General features: G+C 47.0%; 16 protein-coding genes. 13 read left to right on the top strand and 3 right to left on the bottom strand.

Features of this window, described 5'->3' with window-relative positions:
- The first annotated feature begins 111 nt into the window (after window positions 1-111).
- From MHB54_RS19960 to crcB (MHB54_RS19990), 7 genes are all read left to right on the top strand, one after another.
- Window positions 112-861 carry a tRNA threonylcarbamoyladenosine dehydratase gene (locus tag MHB54_RS19960; protein WP_013311554.1) on the top strand — a complete coding sequence of 250 codons (750 nt, stop codon included), beginning with the start codon at window positions 112-114 and terminating at the stop codon, window positions 859-861.
- 174 nt (window positions 862-1,035) lie between these two features.
- Entirely contained in the window at window positions 1,036-2,334 is a 1,299-nt protein-coding gene (locus tag MHB54_RS19965; RefSeq protein ID WP_023989918.1) for an NCS2 family permease, read from the top strand.
- 97 nt (window positions 2,335-2,431) lie between these two features.
- Window positions 2,432-4,249: an ABC transporter ATP-binding protein gene (locus MHB54_RS19970; protein WP_023989917.1), complete on the top strand. Its 1,818-nt coding sequence runs from the start codon at window positions 2,432-2,434 to the stop codon at window positions 4,247-4,249.
- Window positions 4,250-4,487: 238 nt separating this feature from the next.
- The gene (locus MHB54_RS19975; protein ID WP_023989916.1) at window positions 4,488-6,629 is read left to right on the top strand and encodes a HelD family protein; all 2,142 of its coding nucleotides are present in this window, start codon (window positions 4,488-4,490) and stop codon (window positions 6,627-6,629) included.
- Between the two features lie 360 nt (window positions 6,630-6,989).
- Window positions 6,990-8,300 carry a replication-associated recombination protein A gene (locus tag MHB54_RS19980; protein ID WP_023989915.1) on the top strand — a complete coding sequence of 437 codons (1,311 nt, stop codon included), beginning with the start codon at window positions 6,990-6,992 and terminating at the stop codon, window positions 8,298-8,300.
- 87 nt (window positions 8,301-8,387) lie between these two features.
- Window positions 8,388-8,789 carry a fluoride efflux transporter CrcB gene (gene crcB, locus MHB54_RS19985; RefSeq protein ID WP_340981819.1) on the top strand — a complete coding sequence of 134 codons (402 nt, stop codon included), beginning with the start codon at window positions 8,388-8,390 and terminating at the stop codon, window positions 8,787-8,789.
- Window positions 8,786-9,142, top strand: coding sequence for a fluoride efflux transporter CrcB (crcB, locus tag MHB54_RS19990; protein ID WP_340981821.1), 357 nt, complete (start codon window positions 8,786-8,788; stop codon window positions 9,140-9,142). The genes crcB (MHB54_RS19985) and crcB (MHB54_RS19990) overlap by 4 nt, the downstream gene beginning before the upstream one ends.
- Window positions 9,143-9,257: 115 nt before the next feature.
- Here crcB (MHB54_RS19990) and MHB54_RS19995 read toward each other — a convergent pair whose 3' ends face one another.
- Complete coding sequence (locus MHB54_RS19995; RefSeq protein WP_025723903.1) at window positions 9,258-10,088, bottom strand: PPK2 family polyphosphate kinase; 831 nt, start codon at window positions 10,086-10,088, stop codon at window positions 9,258-9,260.
- A 402-nt stretch (window positions 10,089-10,490) separates the two neighbouring features.
- A complete protein-coding gene (gene mnmA, locus MHB54_RS20000; RefSeq protein WP_023989910.1) occupies window positions 10,491-11,612 on the bottom strand; it encodes a tRNA 2-thiouridine(34) synthase MnmA in 1,122 nt (373 codons plus the stop codon).
- Window positions 11,613-11,916: 304 nt separating this feature from the next.
- On the opposite strand from mnmA, the gene cymR reads away from it, so the two are divergent.
- The 4 genes from cymR (at window position 11,917) to MHB54_RS20020 (ending at window position 14,379) form a co-directional block, all read left to right on the top strand.
- A complete protein-coding gene (cymR, locus tag MHB54_RS20005; protein ID WP_013311532.1) occupies window positions 11,917-12,336 on the top strand; it encodes a cysteine metabolism transcriptional regulator CymR in 420 nt (139 codons plus the stop codon).
- 11 nt (window positions 12,337-12,347) lie between these two features.
- Window positions 12,348-13,499 (top strand): cysteine desulfurase family protein, encoded by a 1,152-nt coding sequence (locus MHB54_RS20010; protein ID WP_053325958.1) that lies wholly within the window; start codon window positions 12,348-12,350, stop codon window positions 13,497-13,499.
- A gap of 135 nt (window positions 13,500-13,634) precedes the next feature.
- Complete coding sequence (locus tag MHB54_RS20015; RefSeq protein ID WP_013311530.1) at window positions 13,635-14,156, top strand: PRC-barrel domain-containing protein; 522 nt, start codon at window positions 13,635-13,637, stop codon at window positions 14,154-14,156.
- Window positions 14,157-14,166: 10 nt separating this feature from the next.
- On the top strand, window positions 14,167-14,379 hold the full coding sequence (locus MHB54_RS20020; protein WP_013311529.1) for a hypothetical protein: 213 nt from the start codon (window positions 14,167-14,169) through the stop codon (window positions 14,377-14,379).
- A 162-nt stretch (window positions 14,380-14,541) separates the two neighbouring features.
- On the opposite strand, the gene MHB54_RS20025 is transcribed toward MHB54_RS20020, so the two are convergent.
- Complete coding sequence (locus MHB54_RS20025; protein WP_075154631.1) at window positions 14,542-16,515, bottom strand: methyl-accepting chemotaxis protein; 1,974 nt, start codon at window positions 16,513-16,515, stop codon at window positions 14,542-14,544.
- Window positions 16,516-16,726: 211 nt separating this feature from the next.
- On the opposite strand from MHB54_RS20025, the gene MHB54_RS20030 reads away from it, so the two are divergent.
- Both MHB54_RS20030 and alaS read left to right on the top strand, forming a co-directional pair.
- Window positions 16,727-17,794, top strand: a complete 1,068-nt coding sequence (locus MHB54_RS20030; protein ID WP_023989907.1) for an AI-2E family transporter — start codon at window positions 16,727-16,729, stop codon at window positions 17,792-17,794.
- 351 nt (window positions 17,795-18,145) lie between these two features.
- Window positions 18,146-20,779, top strand: coding sequence for an alanine--tRNA ligase (alaS, locus tag MHB54_RS20035; RefSeq protein ID WP_264454655.1), 2,634 nt, complete (start codon window positions 18,146-18,148; stop codon window positions 20,777-20,779).
- Window positions 20,780-20,786 lie beyond the last annotated feature (7 nt).

The following is a 20,786-nucleotide window of genomic DNA, read 5'->3' on the forward strand; positions in this document are numbered from 1 at the left end:
ATAGCTTATAGAATGCCATGAACCCGTTACCCTCATATGGATAATGGGTTCGTGGTTTGTATGCTGGAGTTCAGGCATAGAGTTTAAATCAGTGAGGGAGGATATACCATATTGTTGCATCAATTTTCACGAACGGAATTGGCCATCGGAACTGAAGGTCTAGAGGTTATGAAAAATAGCACGGTGGCCGTGCTGGGTATCGGCGGTGTCGGTTCGATTGCAGTGGAAGCGCTGGCGCGCACGGGTGTTGGACGTATCATTTTGATTGATAAAGATGTTGTAGATATCACCAATATTAATCGCCAGATACATGCGTTGACAACGACGGTAGGCCAAAAAAAGGCTGATCTGATGGTAGAGCGTGTGAAGCTGATTAATCCTGAATGTGAAGCGATTGCACTGAACATGTTTTATACGGAAGAAACATATGAGGAGCTGTTCAAGTACGAACTGGATTATGTGCTGGATGCTTCGGATACGATTATTTACAAAATTCATTTGATTAAGGAATGCCTGAAACGGGGGATTCCGATGATCTCCAGTATGGGGGCTGCGAACAAAATGGATCCGAGTCGTTTTCAAGTTGCAGATATTTCCCAGACGAGAATGGACCCGATTGCCCGTGTCATCCGCACCAAGTTGCGCAAGGAAGGTATTACCAAAGGCGTCAAGGTTGTATTCTCCGATGAAGAACCAATGAAGCCACGTGAAGAAATTACAAAAAAAATTGTACCTGCAAACGCACCTGAAATCCGGAAGGCGAAGCAGCCGCCTGCAAGCAATGCATTTGTACCTCCGGTAGCAGGACTGATCATGGTTAGTGTAGCCGTGAAGGATTTGTTAGAACATGCTGGTGTGTAAGTTGCAAAAATAGCATGGCAGTTCATTCGTAGATTTACATCAGTATGTATTCACTTTAAGACCTGTAGTTCTGTGCATCACATCCTTTGTGTCACAGTTGCTACAGCTCTTTTTTGTTTTGAAAAAGCGCAGCTTACTGCAAACAGATTGAACAACTTGCTGGAGGGTTTTGGTATGAAGGATGGACTGTGGTCCAGAAGTCTCGGTTTCAAGCCCGAGCATCATTGGAAAAAGGAATTAGCCGCTGGGGCCATTTCTTATTTTTCCGTTGTATACATTGTTATGGTTAATGCAACTATTTTGGCAGATGCCGGGATTCCTCTCCAAGGGGCGATGCTCGGGACACTGCTGACATCAATGATTGGCTGCCTGCTTATGGCTTTTGGTGGGAAATCTCCAATGGTCGTTGTACCAGGGATGGGGATTAATGCCTTTTTCACTTATACGCTCGTACATTCTATGAAGCTGAGTTGGCAGGAAGCGTTAATGGTGGTTGCCATCACAGGGATCTTATTCGCCATTGTGGCCTTTACATCATTGTACAAGCTGATTAGCCAAGCGATTCCCCATAATTTGCAGCACGGAATTACGGTAGGCATTGGTTTGTTTTTAACCTTTATCGGATTGCAAAAAAGCGGCATCGTGATTGCTCATCAGACGACTTTTGTGGCTATTGGCCATTTTAATGATCCCAAGGTAATTACGGCTTGTGTAACGTTGCTGCTCGCTATTGTATTGTTTGTGCGTAACGTTCAGGGAGGTTTACTAATTAGCATTTTGGCGGGAACTGGGCTTGCTTATATACTGGGAGCTGTAGAGCCTACAAGCACGGTACGAACCTCAGAAACGGTGCGACAGTATGGGCAATTGTTTGGAGAGCTTTCCTTTTCAGGCATTGTCTCGGTAGCTTTTTGGATCGCTGTCTTTTTGCTCCTACTCATTGTACTATTCGAGAATATTGGTATGATTACTGCACAAACCAACATGATCGGAAGACCGGATTTATTTAAAAACAGCTTGCGTGTGTTGGCTGTAACCAATATCTTTGCCGGTATTTTGGGCAGCAGTCCGGCGGTAGCCGCTGCGGAATCAACGGCTGGTATTGCAGCGGGGGGACGCTCGGGAATGACACCGCTGGTAACTGCTATTTTATTCGGGGCGACGTTTTTCTTTATTCCACTGTTGGCTTATATTCCTGACAGTGCCATTGCGCCCGTGTTGATCATCATTGGGGGTCTAATGGTGCAAAATGTGCGAGAGATGGATTTCAGTGATTTTACTGAAGCGTTTCCTGCATTTCTGATCATGGTAATGATGCCCTTTACTTACAGTATTGTAGACGGGATGGCATTTGGTTTTATTGCATACCCCGTAGCCAAGCTGGCAGCAGGACGGGGCAAGGAAGTGCCTGTCGCATTATATATCATTTCTGTACTGTTTGTGGCTAACTTTGTGCTTCATTCTCTGGTGTAGTAAACTCGAAGATAGATTGTACTGTTCATACCCGCGCAGAGCGCGGGTGTTGTTGTTTGAACAAGAATGGTCAGACAGGAAGCGAGGTTGATGGTATATGGAAAAAGAACATCATATACACCGAGATGAGCAGGAGGACCGGATGAAGGAAAAGCCGGGTAAAAGACCCGATAAGGCTGGCATGGGGCGGTTTATCAAATTGATTGCGAGTGCGCATCCGCCCAAGGCCATTCTGATCATCGCCCTGATTCTGACGCTGATTCAGACCACTGCTGGTTTAATCGTACCCATGATGACCAAAGGGTTGATTGATGGCTTGACCTTTTCTTCATTAAACCGTATGGTCATTGTTGGTCTGCTTGGCGCTTTTGTGCTTCAAGCGGTGGCTTCGGCGGTTTCTATCTATATGTTGAACTATGCTGGGCATAAGATTGTGGCTAATTTGCGCAAACGCTTATGGCATAAAATCTTATCTCTACCTATCCCTTACTTTGATCGAAATCGGTCAGGAGATACGATGAGTCGTGTCACCAATGATACAAGCCTGATTATGAACTTAATTACGGAGTATCTAGTCAATCTGATTTCTAATGTGATTGCAATTATTGGTGGTATTGCATTGTTATTTTATCTGGATTGGGTGATGACGCTCATTATTATGGCTATTGTTCCGCTAACAGCCCTAATTTTATTTCCTGTAGGCAGAAAAATGTACCGTATCTCCAAAAAACAGCAGGATGAGATGGCAGATCTGACCTCAGTGTTGAGTCAGGTTATCGGCGAAATCAGACTGGTGAAGGCCTATGGAACCGAAAGCAGAGAGGCTCAGGCCGGTGAGGATCGTATTTACCGGATGTTCCGCTTCGGTTTGCAAGAGTCACGCATCCTAGCCCTTGTAGGTCCCATTTCTACCTTCTTGTTGACTGCAGTGCTGGTCATTATATTGGGTGTTGGTGGTGTTCGTGTCGCATCGGGTGTGCTGACCGCTGGGGATTTGGTGGCTTTTATTTTGCTGCTGTTTCAGGTGATCACACCGATGGCACAATTCACGACCCTGTATTCACGTCTACAAAAGGTGGTTGGGGCTACTGAACGGATTCAGACTATTTTAGATCATGAAGAGGAACCGCTCGAGTTGAAGCAGGAAGCGGCAAAAGAGAGCAGAGATATTATACTTCGTGATGTTGCCTTTTCCTATACTGAAGGTGAAGAGGTCCTTCATAATGCGAACTTGGTCATCCCGGCTAACCGGACGACAGCATTCGTGGGACCGAGTGGAAGTGGGAAGTCCACCTTGTTTTCATTGTTGGAACGCTTTTATGTGCCGGATACAGGGGAAATTCGTTATGGAGACGAACCGATATCGTCATATACACTTTCCTCCTGGCGCTCCAAAATTGGTTATGTATCGCAGGAAAGCTCAATGATGACCGGAACGGTCAGAGATAACATTACATATGGCTTGGGGCGCGAAGCTGACTTGGAAGAAGTGAGACGAGCAGCCACGATGGCGTATGCGGATACATTTATTATGGATCTACCTCAAGGCTACAACACTGAGGTGGGAGAACGGGGAATGAAGCTGTCTGGAGGGCAGCGTCAACGGATCGCTATTGCGCGTGCGCTTCTTCGTAGCCCTGACATTCTCATGCTGGATGAGGCTACATCTAGTCTGGACAGCTCATCTGAGCATGAGGTACAGAAGGCCCTAGCGAACTTGATGGAAGGACGCACGACGATTGTCATTGCTCATCGTTTGTCTACAGTGGTTCACTCCGATCAGATTATCGTGTTGGACAAGGGCAAGGTGACCGGTGCAGGAACTCATACTGAGTTATTAGAGTCCCATCAGGTGTACCGTGAGCTGGCTCAAAAGCAGTTTGTGGAGATGGGGGAAAGAAGTATGGAGTATTAGAGGCCGCTTCGCGTGTGATTTGATCCTCCGATCGCTCCGCTTCTTCGGATTCAAGTCACACGCTCCACTGGTGCCGCAAAGCTTCATACTTTTGTAAAAGAATAGGGAAAAAGGCGTATTAGGAAATAAGGTTGGATTTTTATGGTTAAATGTGTTACGCTTACTTTCCTTTTTTTGTGTCGGAGCAAGTGAATGCGATGCAGAAATCGAGACTTGATATTCTTAGGAGGTAACTGAAATGGAGAATGAGTTTCAAAGTGCCTATCAAGAAGAACAGCATAGGCTGTCGCTTGCTATGGAGGAAATTGATCGGAGATTGGAACGGCTTCGCAATACGCCGGTGTACACCGGGCATGATTTTACGGAGCAAGTGCTGGAATCGGCACGGGAGGAAAAACGTCAGGCTTTGGCCAAAAGCTCACAGGAGCCTTATTTTGGTCGTATGGATTTTGACGAGCGTGGCAGAGGGCAGCGGAAGCCGCTTTATATCGGTAAAATTGGAGTGGAGCGTGAAGAAACGTCAGCGTATCCGCTGGTGATTGATTGGCGTGCACCGATTGCCAGCTTGTTTTATTCGTTTACAGGTGGTGAAGAAACCGCGTCTTACGAAGCTCCTGAGGGAACCATTGAGGGCTTGGTCTATCTGAAGCGTAATGTTGTCATTCGCAAAAAAATCCTGGAACGGGTAGCCGATACATATAATCGTGAAAGCGACGAGCCTGCCGTTTCTGATGAGTTTCTCGTTTATCGTTTGGGAGAAAACAAGGATAACCGTTTACGGGATATCGTGTCTACCATTCAGGCGGAGCAGGATCAGATCATCCGCGCGGCCAAAAATACAGCCCTCGTTATTCAGGGGGTAGCGGGTAGTGGCAAGACGACGGTAGCGCTGCATCGTCTCGCATTTTTGCTGTATCAATACAAGGATCAGGTATCAGCGGACAAAATGGTAATTTTCGCACCAAACCATATGTTCCTTGACTATATTTCAGATGTACTTCCAGAGCTGGGGGTCGGGAATATTCAGCAAAGTACATTTGCAGACTGGGCACTGGACTTATTGGGTTTGGATTTACCTTTGGCTGATCCTGCCGAAACATTATCTTATTGGTTTGAGAGTGGCAGTCTGAGAAAGGAATCCATGGATGAGGCGCCGGGAAGATTCAAGGGCTCGGTTCACTTTATGGAGTTGCTTCAAGCTTTTGTTGAACGACTGGAGCCCATCTCCGTGCCCGAGGGGGATTTTTCACCATGGGATGGAGCGGTGCTGCCACAAGCTGAGATTTTGAATTGGTTTAATGAGGAATATAAGCCTTATCCGCTCGCGAAGCGGAAGGAGCGTGTGCTGGCAAGAGTGCACCGCTGGATTGAAATGGAACTGAAAAAGTCGCCTTCGGCGGCAGCGCTCAAGGAACGCAAGAAAAAGGCAGGGACACGGGAAAAGGCATATGCTAAAAAATGGCCACAATATGACGCACTGACGCTCTATAAGCAGCTTTTTCAGGCAGCTAAAGGGTTACCCGCAGATACGGCTGCGGAGATGAAGGCTTCTCTGCCGACTGCTATTTTTAAGACCACACAGTCGGACCTGCGAAAACAGATTATCCGTGAAGAAGATCTGACTGCGTTAGTGTATCTTCACGTGCTGATTCATGAGGTAGAGTCATCTCAACGTTTTGACCATGTGGTCATTGATGAAGCGCAGGATTTTTCACCTTTTCATATCGCATTGCTGGATTTGTTCGTGAAAGGGCATTCCTTCACTATACTGGGCGATTTATCGCAGGGTATTCATGAATACCGTGGCGTACATGCGTGGGAGGAAATGAGTTCTCTTTTTGCGCCGGAACATACAGGGTATTTTGCACTTACGCGGAGCTATAGATCAACCTTGGAAATTATAGAATTTGCAAACACGATTTTGGAGCAGGGAGTTCGCGGCGGTATTACGGCAGTTCCGGTATTTCGTAGTGGCGATCCGGTGCGTACGATGTCTTACGACTCATCGGTGCGTGAGCAGAGTTTGCTCACCGCTCTAAAAGAGCTGTCCTCCAAGGAGTATCGTACTGTTTCTGTGCTGACCCGTACCTTAAAAGAGGCTGTGGAGCTACATGAGGTTTTCACAAGTGCGGGGTTGGATGTGAATTTGATTGACGGTGGTAAAAAGCAATATGAAGGCGGATTGTCGGTACTGCCTGTGTACCTATCCAAAGGTCTGGAGTTCGATGCAGTTATTGTGGCGGATGCCGACCATGAGCATTATGGAGAACGGGCATGGGATGCCAAGCTGCTGTATGTAGGATGTACCCGTGCGCTGCATGAGCTGTGGCTATTGCATGATGGCTCACTTCCTAGTTACGTACAGGCACAGACGGAGTAAACAGAAAAGCGTTGTAAAGCATCGCCTGAGTTGTTGTATTCCTTTTTGTTTAATGTTTATCTTAGTGATGGAAATTAGGAAGTCATGTCAGTCGAAGAACAGCCACGAAATTCATCTTTCGTCTAAGGCTGTTCTTTCTTTTTTTGTGGGCGACTGACTTGGAGATCTACAGCTGTGCCGTGACCATGCTATCTGCAACTTGTTAACGGATATGGTAGAATAAGAGGCGGTTTACACTGTATCAGGATTATAGATGACTTGAATTTTCATGATTTTTAACCGTATGAGCGAACATAATATAGTAGGTTTTCGAAGAAAAAGAGAAAGTGTTCGTTCATAAACCATAAGGAAGTGAATGAAATGGACTTATTTTCATATTCCCAAGAGTCAACGCCAAGCAATCGGTTGCTTGCGGATCGCTTGCGTCCGACTTCGCTGGATGAATATATTGGACAGGAGCATGTTGTGGGTCCGGGTAAGCTGCTGCGAAGAGCTATAGAGGCAGATCAGGTCTCTTCTATTTTGTTGTACGGACCACCGGGGTGCGGCAAAACAACGCTGGCACATATCATCTCGCAACACACGCAAGGCGATTTTGTACGTCTGAATGCTGTAGAAGCATCTGTGAAAGACGTAAGAGAAGTCATTGACCGTGCACAGACGAATAAATCGATGTATGGCAAAAAAACTATTTTGTTTCTCGACGAGGTACATCGGTTTAACAGTTCACGTCAGGATGCACTGCTGCCTGCGGTGGAAAAGGGCACGATCGTGTTTATTGGCGCCACGACTGAAAATCCCTTTCACTACGTCAACGGCGCTTTAATGAGCCGTTCTACGCTGTTCCAGCTTGAAGCGCTAACGCAGGAGCATTCGCTGGCTGCTATGCGCCGCGCCTTGAGTGATGCGGACAAAGGGCTCGGCTACATGCAGCTTCAGGTAGATGAAGCTGCACTGGCTCACATCGCGTCCATGGCGAACGGTGATATCCGCCGCGCTTTGAACGCGCTAGAACTGGCGGCGCTCACGACGCCTCCGCTGGCAGACGGCACGATTCACGTGACACTGGAAGTCGCAGAGGAATCCATTCGCCGCCCGATTGTCAAAGCAGATGAATCCACGCAGTATGACGTGCTGTCGGCCTTTCACAAAAGCATTCGCGGCTCTAGCGACGCCGCGCTGTTCTGGTTCCTGTATGCCGTAGAAAAGCTCGGCATGGACCCGATGACCTTTATCCGCCGCCTCATCGCGGCGAGCAGTGAAGACATTGGCCTGGCGAACCCGCAGGCAATGGTGCAAGCGGTGAGTGCGCTTGAAGCCTATCGCAATAACGGCTGGCCCGAGGCCAAACTGAACATTGCACAGGCCATTTTGTTCGCCGTGGAAAGCCCCAAATCGAATGCCGTATATACGGCGATTTCACGGGCCATGTCGGCTATGGACGATATCAAATCGGCCGAGGTGCCACTCCATTTGCGTGACGCACACTACAAAGGCTCGGAAAAGCTCGGTCATGTTGGCTATCAATATCCACATAATTATCCGAATCATTATGTGAAGCAGCAATATTTGCCCGATTCGATAGCAGACCAAACCTTCTACCAGGCTACTGAGCAGGGGAATGAATCCAAAATCAGGCAAAACCAGCGGTGGCGGGATTCCCAGTCTTAATATATATGTACGACTTAATATACAGAGTGTGTACGAAATCGTCACGTTACACCATGATCGTGCAAGAGCGAAGAAGGGGATAAGAAGATGAAAGACGTGCTATTCGTTGCCGCGGGCGGAGCGCTTGGAACCTCTACCCGTTATGGCCTGCAATCGCTGTTGCCTGCGGCGGGTGCGGATTTTCCACTTGGTGTGCTGCTAATCAATTGGATCGGCTGCCTGTTTCTTGGTTGGTTCTTTACGGTAACCTTGCGATCATGGCGGATCAAGCCGCGATTGCGACTTGCCATCGGAACAGGCTTTACAGGGGGCTTTACCACCTTTTCCACCTTTGCAGTGGATGCTGTCCGCCTCACGGTTCACGATCGTATGATGACGGCTGTGTTGTACCTGCTGCTTAGCGTAGGCGGAGGGCTGTTTTTGACATGGATAGGTATCCGCCTAGGTTCAAAAATGACGCAGGCTGCTCCCAAGGAGGAACGCTTATGATCTGGTGGGCAGCGGCAGGCGGTATCGTGGGTACACTGGCGAGATACGGGCTTGGCATGTGGGCCGGAAAGAGGTTTGGTACCGCATTTCCGTGGGGGACGTGGATCATTAACGTCAGCGGTTCATTGCTGCTAGGCTGGCTCTATGGCGAGTTTACGCAAAACCATTTGTCTCCTGCACTCTGGATGCTGCTAGGAACAGGTTTTTGTGGCGGCTACACCACCTTTTCCACATTTGGCTATGAATCTCTTCAACTGATGGAGCGTAAAGAATACCGACGCATGGCTACGTATGTACTGTCCTCTGTCGTGATAGGAGTTGTAGCTGCGGCTATCGGGTACAGAGTCAGTTAAGCTTTATACATTTTCGAAATAACACGTAAAAATGCAATAAAAAGCTTCCAATCCCGTACTCAAGGCATTTTCAGCCGTGATAAGGTTTCGGAAGCTTAGTGCTGTACCTATACAGCTATTTTTTATCTCGTTCTTTGTACAATTCAGGTAAAAGGGATTCAAGTTCAGGTCTTGGATCAGGATCAGACAACTTCATTTCCTCCAGCGTTTGGACGGCAATCCGTAGCACAGTATAATCCCTATACCAACGGTTGTCTGAAGGAACGACATACCAAGGAGCTTGTTTGGTTGCGCTTAGCTCTAATACATCCTCATAATACTGGGTATATTGCTTCCAAAATTTTCGTTCCTGCAAGTCACTTGGATCGAGTTTCCAGTTTTTGTGAGGCTTTTCAATCCGGTCGATCAGCTTTTCTAACTGAAATTGCTTTGAAATATGTAAAAAGATTTTAACCACCTTTACACCATTATCCAGCAACAACTGTTCAAAATGCTTGATATGCTTAATATTCCGTTTGGCCTGCTTATCGGATATCTGTCCGTGAACACGTGTAATCAGCACATCCTCATAATAAGAACGGTTAAATGCTGCAATATATCCACGTCCTGGAGTAACGCTATGAGCACGCCACAAGAAATCATGACTTAATTCCTCAGCCGTAGGTGATTTAAAGCTGTGGACAGTCACCCCCGCAGGGTTAAGGTTGGAAAATACCTGTTTGATGACGCCATCTTTGCCGCTGCAATCCATACCCTGAAATACAAACAAAACGGATTGTTTTTTCTCTGTAAATAATTTGCTTTGTAATTCCGTGAAGCGTTCCTTCAATTGATCTGTTTCCTGTCGGATTTCTTCTTTATTTTTGATATTCTTCGTATCCTTGGGGTCCCATTCTTTCAAAGAAACTTTTTTACCCGGTGTCAGCATTCCTAATGAATCAGACATAAAGGCACGCTCCTTTTCAATTGAAGTATGATCTTGTCTACATCATATACCCAAATGAGGATGTTATCAAAAGTTCCTTATGTATTAATGGTCTTTCAAGTTAATTCGAAAAGGATTACATAGGGAAGAAGTTAGAAGTCCCTTGTAGCGATCTTATTTAAATATGACGGTTCCTATTTTAAAATGGGAAGCATACCAATGGATTAAAAAAGGGACGTGCATACACCATGGAAAATTTTTGCAAGGAATGTTTGTCCAGCATGACAGACATCATAAAGAGCAGATTATCAATTCTTTACAAGCCATTACTAAAAACATCTTTCATTAAAAAAGTCGCCTCCCAAATCTGGAGAGACGACTTTTTTAATTCCCTGCTATATCAATGCAAAATGGTCATTTTATTTAAACTGTTTCAGGCTGAAGTTTTTCAACCTTATCAATGGTTCCGCCACCCAGACAGCGTTCCCCGTCGTAAAATACAACAGCTTGTCCAGGCGTAATGGCCTTTTGATGTACATCGAATATGACATGCACGGTTCCATCCGCAAGCCATTGTAAAGTTACTTGCTGATCAGGTTGGCGATAACGGAACTTGGCTGTGCAACGGAATTCGCTGGTCGGACGAGTATCTGCGCCTTCAATCCAGTTCACGTCCGTTGCAATCAGGCTGGTAGAATACAGACTGTGGTGACGATCACCTTGTACCACATACAGAATATTCTTCTCCAGATCCTTATCCGCTACAAACCACGGTTCGCCTGAACCCGATCCGCCAATGCCCAAGCCTTGTCGTTGACCCAGTGTATAGTACATCAGACCATCGTGACGTCCTTTGACTTCACCAGTAGCGATATCCACCATGTCTCCACCTTTTGCAGGCAGATATCCACTCAGAAACTCCTTGAAATTACGCTCGCCGATAAAGCATACGCCTGTGCTGTCTTTCTTCTTGGCCGTATACAGTCCCGCAGCTTCCGCAATTTTACGTACTTCTGGTTTCGGCAGATGACCGATGGGAAACATCGCTCGGGACAACTGTGTTTGGCTTAATGCATTTAGGAAATAAGTCTGATCCTTGTTGCTATCCACACCTCGCAGCAAAGTAAAGTGGCCGTCTTCTTCCACAACCCGTGCATAATGTCCAGTAGCAACATAATCTGCTCCCAAATCCAGCGCTTTATTTAGAAACTCGCCGAATTTAATTTCACGGTTACACATGACATCCGGGTTGGGTGTGCGTCCAGCTTTATATTCATCAAGAAAATAGGAGAATACTTTATCGAAGTATTCTTTCTCAAAATTGACGGTATAGTAAGGAATGTCGATCTGTTCACAGACGCGGCGCACATCCTCCGCATCCTCCTCAGCCGTACAACGGCCAAATTCATCCGTGTCATCCCAGTTTTTCATGAAGATGCCGATTACGTCATAGCCCTGCTCCTTCAGCAGCAGCGCGGTAACGGATGAGTCGACGCCACCGGACATCCCGACGACGACACGGGTTTCATGATTGGCTTTAGCCATGGTCATCACCCAATTCTTTCAATATTGTTGTAGAACCCACCTATTGTAACATAAACGATAATAAGATACGATGTTTGGACGATCAAACGACACGGCGAACGATGGAAGAAAGCTATATAAAATGGGCTAAAGCTGTTCCAAATCGCTCGAAAGCAACTTTTTTTAAGATTGTTACCGTAATGTTTCCCTTTACCTGCCCTAATATGTTAACATAAGCTGAGGGTTAGGATCGGAATAGAGAGGTTTACAACACCAGTTATTCCGCGTGTTTAACGGAATTGTTACTATAAGTGAGGTGGCACAATTGAAAATATCAACGAAGGGCCGTTATGGCCTGACCATTATGATGGAACTTGCAGCCAGGTTTGGCGAAGGTCCAACTTCTTTGAAAAGTATTGCCGAAAAAAATCAGTTGTCAGAGCATTATCTGGAACAGCTCATCGCGCCTTTGCGTAATGCAGGTTTGGTAAAAAGTATCCGTGGTGCTTACGGCGGTTATATTTTGGCGAATGAACCGGCAGGAGTAACAGCGGGAGACATCATTCGTGTACTGGAAGGTCCGATATCTCCGGTAGATTTCACGGAAGAAGACGATCCGGCAAAACGTCAGCTGTGGCTGCGGATTCGTGACAGCATCGCTGAAGTGTTGGATTCTACTACACTTAAGGACTTGATCACATACCAAGAACATGATGAATTGGACAATTACATGTTCTATATTTGAGGTGGATTAACATGAACAGAATTTATCTGGATCATGCCGCATCGACTCCTATGCATCCTGAGGTTGCGCAGACTATGATGGACATCATGACCGGCCAATATGGCAACGCTTCGAGCGTTCATGCCTTTGGCCGCGATGCCAAGCGCACCGTCAGCGCTGCTCGGGATGCCGTTGCGGCCTCTTTGGGCTGCAAGCCTGAAGAAATTATATTTACGAGCGGAGGGACAGAAAGCGATAATCTGGCCCTGTTTGGGACGGCTACGGCAGACGGCCGTACTTCCGGGCATATGATTACAACCGCGGTTGAACATCACGCAGTGCTTCATGCTTGTGATGAGCTGGAAAAAGCGGGGTATGAGGTGACTTATGTCCCGGTCAACGGTTTTGGACGCGTGAACCCTGCGGATATCGAGGCTGCCATTCGTCCGGACACTTTTTTGATCAGCATGATGTATGCCAACAATGAGGTGGGCGTCATTCAGCCGATCTCAGAAGTAGGGCAGATTGCGAGAGAACATGGCATTGTATTCCATGTAGATGCGGTTCAAGCTTACGGTCATATATCCATCGACTGCCGGAATCTCCCAATTGACTTACTGAGTGTGTCGGGTCATAAGATTAACGGACCACAAGGGGTGGGTGCATTATATATCCGCCAAGGTACACGCATTCAGCCGCTAATGCATGGGGGACTTCAGGAAAAGAAACGCCGTGCCGGGACAGAAAACATCGCCGGTATTGCGGGTCTGGCTAAAGCCGCAACTCTAGCTAATGCTTCCATTGAGGAGCGTGGGGTGCACGATACGGTTCTTCGCCAGACACTGCTTAAAGGGTTGGAAGACACTCTGGGTAGCCAAAATTTTGTAATTAACGGTGATCCTGATCATTCTTTACCTAATGTCCTTAATGTTAGCTTTCCGGCCATTGGTACAGAGACCATGCTGATGAACCTTGACATGGAAGGAATCGCAGTAGCAAGCGGATCAGCCTGTACTTCCGGATCTCTAGAGCTATCGCATGTATTGCAGGCGATGGATCTTCCTGAAGATGTTTTACATTCAGCGATTCGGTTTAGCTTCGGTTTGGGTAATACTACGGAAGAAATGGAATACACGGCCAAGAAAATTGAAACCATATGGAAGCGGCTGCGTACTAGGTACTAGGGATTTCTCCGCATTTTAATAAGAAGGGAGGGGCGGTTTTCCATTTCATTGCATGAACGGAAGCAAGGTCTGACAGGCATGTAGGAAAAGGACCGCACCTTCGTTCGGATTGCAGAATGAGGAGGTACCCTATATATGAAGCTTCAAGATATGATCGGACTTGCCGTTTTCGATGTGGAGGACGGGAAGCAGATTGGTAAAATACATGACTTTATGGTGACAGCTGATTGGCGGATCACAGGGATCGAGTTGGAAGGAAAAGGGCTTTTTTCTTCTCACGTGAAAATGGTTGCTTGGGATGACATCGTTGCTTACGGTGAGGATGCGATCATGATTCGCAATCAGCAGGCTGTCCGTAAAACGGAGGCCCATGATATACAACATACGTACTTGCTTGGACCCGGTAAACTGAAGGATCTATCCGTGCTAACAGAGGAAGGGCTTATGCTCGGGCACATCTCGGATGTTTATTTTGACCAGGAAATGGGCAATAACATAATAGGCTTGGAAATCAGCGATGGTTTTGTATCGGATATTATAGAGGGGCGGAAATGGCTGCCCTGCACCGAAGATATGTCCATCGGGGAAAATGCTGTTATGGTTCCCCCGTTAAGCGAGCAGCGTCTGGAAAAAGCCATATATTCTGTTAATGGATAGGGTGAGTTTATTGAGATGTCCGAATTGTAATTCCAAAGATATCGGCAAAATCGGCTCCCATCAATTTTATTGCTGGGGATGCTTTATCGAACTTCAGGTGAATGGTGAAAAAATGTCTGTCTACCAAGTGGAAGAGGATGGAACGCTCAGTTCGCTGGACGACCTATTCTTTGGAGATGAGATGGCACAACAGGACTTGCCGCAAATTCATGCTTCTTCCTAAGCTTGACACCGAAAGTGGACAGGCTGCTTGCTAAGAGGTGTGATCTACATACGCTTAGTAGGTTGGATAATGCTTGATAAAAACAACGAAGAGGGTGCCCCGAACGGCCATATTGGCTGGGGCACCCTCTTTTGTATACCGTTTTTGTGAAGATGGTTAGTTCTACAATTTAAAGCGTTTGACCTCTTCCAATAAAAGATCTGCATGAGAATCGAGTTTGGCAGAAAGGTCGGCAATATTGTTCATGGCATGACCTTGTTCTTGCACAGAGGAAGCCACTTCCTCTGTAGATGCTGCACTTTGTTCAGAAACAGCGACAACGCTGGAAATGACATCGGAAATATGTCCAGCATTCACACGGAGATGATCTGTAGCGGCGGTAACGTCCTCAATTTGGGCAAGCATATGCTGAGAAGCCCCACGAATGGATTCAAACGCCTGTCTCGTTGCAATGGCAGCATGCTCCTGTTCTACAGTTACAGCAAGAGCCTTCTTCATTTCCTCCGCGCTTTGTACTCCTGCAATTTTAATTTCTTCCAGCTTACTCATGATACTGTCACTGGAACTGCCCGCTTGTTCAGCCAGCTTTCTCACTTCTCCCGCGACGACGGCAAAACCTCGTCCGTGTTCTCCGGCCCGTGCCGCTTCGATGGATGCATTGAGGGCCAGCAGGTTTGTTTGTGCGGCGATATCGTGGATGGCCCCGGCCAGCCGCTCAATATCCTGAGTTTTCAGCGCGAGCGAATCTACGGCTTCTCCTGCCGCAGTCGTCGTTTGTCTGGACTCGGCGGCCAGTTTCGCTTGACGTTCTGCTGTTTCATACCCTGCAAGCACGGCAGAATCTGTTTCGAATACGGCAGTTTGGGTCCGTTTAACACTTTCGCCAATCTGGTCGATGGAGCCTGTCATGTGAGTCAGCTTCTCAGAGCCGGAATATACAGCCTCAGCCTGATCGCTCGCTCCTTGGGCAAGCTCCTGAACTGCACTGGAGATTTGTGACGCGATGGTTCCGGTATCCTTAGCGTGCTGATGCATATCATGGGAAGCTGAGCTGACATCGCCCGCCGTATCTGATACCTTGCGCAACAGGTGAGAGAGATTATCAGACATGATATTAAAATCTGTCCCCAGGCTGGCAATTTCATCTTTACCTTTAACATCCACACGAGCGGTCATATCGCCTTCAGCTATACGTTTGACATTCGCTTGGAGTCTGCGAATCGGCTTAATAAAGTTGTTTGCCGCCCAGATCGCCAGCAGCATAGCGACAACCAAGATGATAGCAACCGTTATAATCAACATATTACGAGTGGAGTAATACTCCTGAAAAGCAATATCTTTGGAAATGGACAACCCTACAATCCAGCCTGTGCTAGGCATCTTTTTAAAATAAAGCTGACGGTCACTACCATTATAGCTATAGTCTGTTTCTCCCGAAGCTGCGCTCAGCAGGGCTGCGGTTGATGAACCCAACTCGGGATTGTCCTTGAGGTTTTTGCCAGCCAGCTTGTTGTCTGGGTGCGCGATCACGGCTCCATTTTGGTCAATCAAAAATGCGTAGCCCAATCCGTTCAGGTCTATGCTTTTAATTATTTTTGTCATATCGTTGAGCATTATATCCTCGCTGACCACACCAGAGACGGAGCCATTCGAATTTTTGAGAGGCTTCGCAATAGAAATGGTGAAATTCGTACTATTTGCATCAATGTACGGGGACGAGTAATACATTTCTCCCTTGGTTTTGGCATCCTTGTACCACGGTCGAGCGCGAGGATCATAACCTGCTTCAAACCAGCCAGATCCATCCCAGTAGGCTCCATCTTCAAAGCCTGCGTAAATATTGGAAATATTTTGATCTTTATAGTTTTGAAAAGCTGCCTTCAGAGATACGGCTTTGGCATCTGATGAAATATCGCTGGATTCCAGACCTGCAGCCAATGTTTCAATAATTTTGGCATTACCACCTATCCATCCGTCGAGCTGATTGACGGTTTCGGAGGTTTTGCTGTTCATAAGCTCTTGGATATCATGATTGGCCTGATTTTTAACGCTTGTCATGCTAATGATCGACAATGGCCCAGCTGCAACGATAACAATGCAAGTGAAAAGGAGAATAAGCTTGATTTTTAAGTTCATGTAACGACCCCCGATGTTTCAGAAATGTGAAAACTTAAAGTAGTGCTTTGTACTTATATCGTCAGATGGAATGACTTTGTTAATTGTTTTCATCCGTTTTCATCATTTTTTTACAATGGTAATCTATGGGGCATTCCAGACTCGCGGGAAGGATTAAAGTAGAGGTACAGGCATATACTTAAAGGAGGCTAGTCCAGTAAGGGGGCACGAAATGGAGCAATTAACGAAAAGTAGACTGTTCCGGTACGGAATATGGACGCTGCTGGGACTTGTCATTCTATATTTTATCTGGCTGCTGCGACCTTTGTTTTTGCATTTGTACGAATTTCTGAAAACAATCATTGCTCCGTTTGCGGTAGCGATGATCATCTCCTATGTACTTAATCCGGTTGTCAGTATGCTGGGCGGTCGCAAGGTGCCTCGAAGCGTAGCTGTGCTGCTCATCTATGCTGTGTTTTTAGCCAGTCTCGTTGTGATTCTGATGAACCTGATTCCGATGTTCATTGAACAACTGGATGAGCTGAATGAGCATCTGCCTGAGCTGACCATGCATGCACAAGGATTAATGACGAATATGGATAGCGGCATTTTGCCCCAAGGGGTGCGAACGGGTATGAATCAATGGTTTTTCCAACTAGAGAATCGGATGGCAACAGGGATTTCTAACTTTATGGATAACATCGGCGGGATGATCAATATGCTGTTCAATGTGTTCATTGTACCGTTCCTCATTTTTTATATTTTGAAGGATTTTGATGTGTTCGAGCGGACGATTGTGTCTTACCTCCCGCGTTCTCGTCGCAAGGCGATTGTAACGGTACTTAAGGAAATTGATCAGGCGCTTGGCAACTATGTCAGGGGACAATTACTGGTATGCGTCATTATTGGAGTGATGGCTTATCTCGGATATATGCTCATTGGCATGCCTTATGCGCTGTTGCTGGCAGGAGTGGTTGCAATTTTTAACATCGTTCCGTATTTGGGCCCCTTTTTGGGAGCCGCTCCGGCAGTAGTCATGGCTTCTACGGTCTCCTTAAAAATGGTGCTTTTGGTCGTGGTCGTTAACACCTGTATTCAAGTGTTGGAGAGCAATGTCATTTCTCCCCAGGTGGTGGGACGAACGTTGCATCTGCATCCGATAGCCATTATTTTCGCTCTGCTAGTGGGTGGGGAAATTGCGGGAATTACCGGCTTGATTTTAGCGGTTCCCGTGATGGCAGTCTTAAAGGTAGGACTTCAGCATTTTTTTGCTTATTACGTGAAGCGGAAAACAATCTGATTTTGTCCATACACCGTATGTATCTTGTCTGAAATCGCGTTGACACGGCTAAATGACACGGATATACTGAGTTGAGTATGTTTAAATGTGTTTATCCAGTAGGGAAAGCTCATTTCGAAGTGCGGGCTGAACCCGCCGGGATGCTCCCGTTACCAGTGAAAACAAGGCGATCGATCGTCCGTTAAGCAAATGTTGGTGTGCAGCTTGCGCATGGGCATTTCGTACAGAGGGGACGGCGTTAACCAGGGTGGTACCGCGATACAATCGTCCCTGATCCGTTCAGGGGCGTTTTTCTGTTTTTTTATGGCCTGTGCCAGGAACCAGTGACACCATAATTAGGAGGCTACTTATATGAAAGCTAGTGAAATCCGCTCCAAATGGCTGGAGTTTTTTGAAAGCAAGGGACATGTGATTGAACCAAGCGCGCCGCTTGTTCCACATAAAGATCCTTCCCTGCTGTGGATTAATGCGGGTATGGCACCGCTTAAGCCTTATTTTGACGGACGTGTGAAGCCAGAAAATCCACGTATTGCCAATTCGCAAAAATGTATCCGGACGAACGACATTGAGAATGTCGGCAAAACGCGCCGTCATCACACCTTTTTCGAAATGCTCGGCAACTTTTCCATTGGTGACTATTTTAAGGAAGAAGTCATTACATGGGCATGGGAGTTTCTGACGGATCCAAAATGGATTGGTTTTGATCCGGAACGTCTGGCTGTAACTGTGTATCCTGAGGATGAGGAAGCGTACAAGCTGTGGAACGAAAAAGTTGGACTTCCTGCCGAGCGTATCATCAAATTGGAAGATAACTTCTGGGATATCGGTGAAGGCCCTTGTGGACCTTGTACGGAAATCTTTTATGATCGTGGCGAAGCCTACGGCAGCGACATGACGGACCCTGAAATGTATCCGGGGGGAGAAAATGAGCGTTATCTGGAAGTGTGGAACCTCGTATTCTCACAATTCAACCATAACAAAGACGGTAGCTATACGCCGCTTCCAAACAAAAATATTGATACAGGGGCTGGATTAGAGCGTTTTGCATCCATTTTGCAAAATGTGGATTCCAACTTTGATACGGATATCTTCCAGCCACTAATCCAAAAAACAGCGGCGATGGCGGGAGTAAAATATAACGAAAATGTGGACAGTGATGTGGCTCTTAAGGTTATTGCTGACCATGTCCGCACCGTAGCTTTTGCAATTGGTGACGGTGTGCTGCCTTCTAATGAAGGACGGGGTTACGTGATTCGCCGTTTGCTGCGCCGGGCTGTGCGCTATGGAAAAATGCTGGGCATGAACCGTCCATTTATGTTTGAGCTGGTGAAAACCGTTGGGGATGTCATGGGTGTGTATTACCCTGAGGTAGTGGACAAGCGTGATTTCATCATCAAAGTGATCAAAACGGAAGAGGAACGCTTCCATGAAACACTGACAGATGGATTGGCAATTTTGTCCGATATCAGTGCTCAGGCGAAGGCCGAAGGTCGCAATGTCATTAGCGGAGCAGATGCTTTCAAACTGTATGATACGTACGGGTTCCCATTCGATCTCACAGAGGATTATGCGGACGAGCAGGGCTTGAAAGTAGACCGTGAAGGCTTTGATGAAGCGATGCAGGAGCAACGCAAACGCGCTCGTGATGCTCATCAGGACAGCGCGAGCATGAAGATTCAGGGCGGAGCTTTGTCCGGACTGGCGGTTAAAAGTGAATTTGTTGGATATAATGACCTCGTAACTGAGTCTAAAATTGTGGCGATTGTATATGAAGATGTACTGGTGGACAGTGTTAGTGAAGGGCAGTCTTGTCAGGTCGTGCTGGATGTGACTCCTTTCTATGCCGAAAGCGGAGGACAAGTCAGTGACCAAGGCTTGCTGCGTGGAGGTACGGTAACCGCGAAGGTCGAAGGACTGTTTAAGGCGCCACAAGGTCAGCATGTGCATCAGGTTGTTGTAGAAGCTGGTGAGTTGAACGTGGGCGATACGGTGAAAGCAGAAGTAGATCAAGCTTCACGTGGAGAAATTGAGAAAAACCATACGGCTACACATTTGCTTCACAAAGCGCTTAAAGAAGTGCTGGGTGACCATGTCAATCAGGCGGGTTCTTTGGTTGAGCCTGGGCGTCTGCGTTTTGACTTTTCCCATTTTGGAAGCATTACACCAGAAGAGCTGGCGGATATTGAACTGCGTGTAAACCGTGCCATCTGGAGCCAACTGGACGTTAATATTGAATTGAAACCGATTGATGAAGCCAAGGCTCTCGGAGCAATGGCGCTGTTCGGTGAAAAGTATGGAGATATCGTACGGGTCGTTAAGGTTGGCGATTACAGCATTGAACTATGCGGTGGCTGTCATGTCAGCAATACTTCGCAAATTGGCTTGTTCAAGCTTGTCAGCGAGAGCGGCATTGGATCAGGTGTACGTCGTATCGAAGCGGTGACCGGACGTTTTGGCTTTGAATATATGGAAGGTCAATTAGAGCTGTTGAAGGTGTCAGCTGGGCTTGTAAAATCCAAGCTGTCTGAGGTGCCAAAGCGTATCGAATCTTTGCAGCAACAAATTAAAGACCTCAGTCGTGAAAATGAATCGCTGCAAAGCAAGCTGAGCGTTATTGAGGCGGGCCAGCTGACCGATCAGGTCGTGCAAGTAGGCGGGGTGCAGCTGTTGGCTGCACGCGTGCAGGCTTCCAGCATGGATGCGTTGCGTGCGATTGCTGATGAACTGAAAGGGAAACTTCCGGCTGCTGTGCTGGTGCTCGGCGCTGCAATGGACGACAAAGTTAATTTTGTCGTAGCAGTTCCGGCAGAGCATACCAAGGCTGGACTTCATGCAGGCAAGCTCGTGAAAGAAATTGCTGCCGTATGCGGTGGCGGTGGTGGCGGACGACCTGACATGGCGCAAGCCGGTGGTAAGGATGCCAGCAAGCTGGACGAAGCACTTCAACGTGCGCATGAACTGGTGTCGGCAGCCTCACAAGGATAAAGTTCGA

Source organism: Paenibacillus sp. FSL M7-0802 (assembly GCF_038004945.1).
Classification (GTDB): domain Bacteria; phylum Bacillota; class Bacilli; order Paenibacillales; family Paenibacillaceae; genus Paenibacillus; species Paenibacillus polymyxa_B.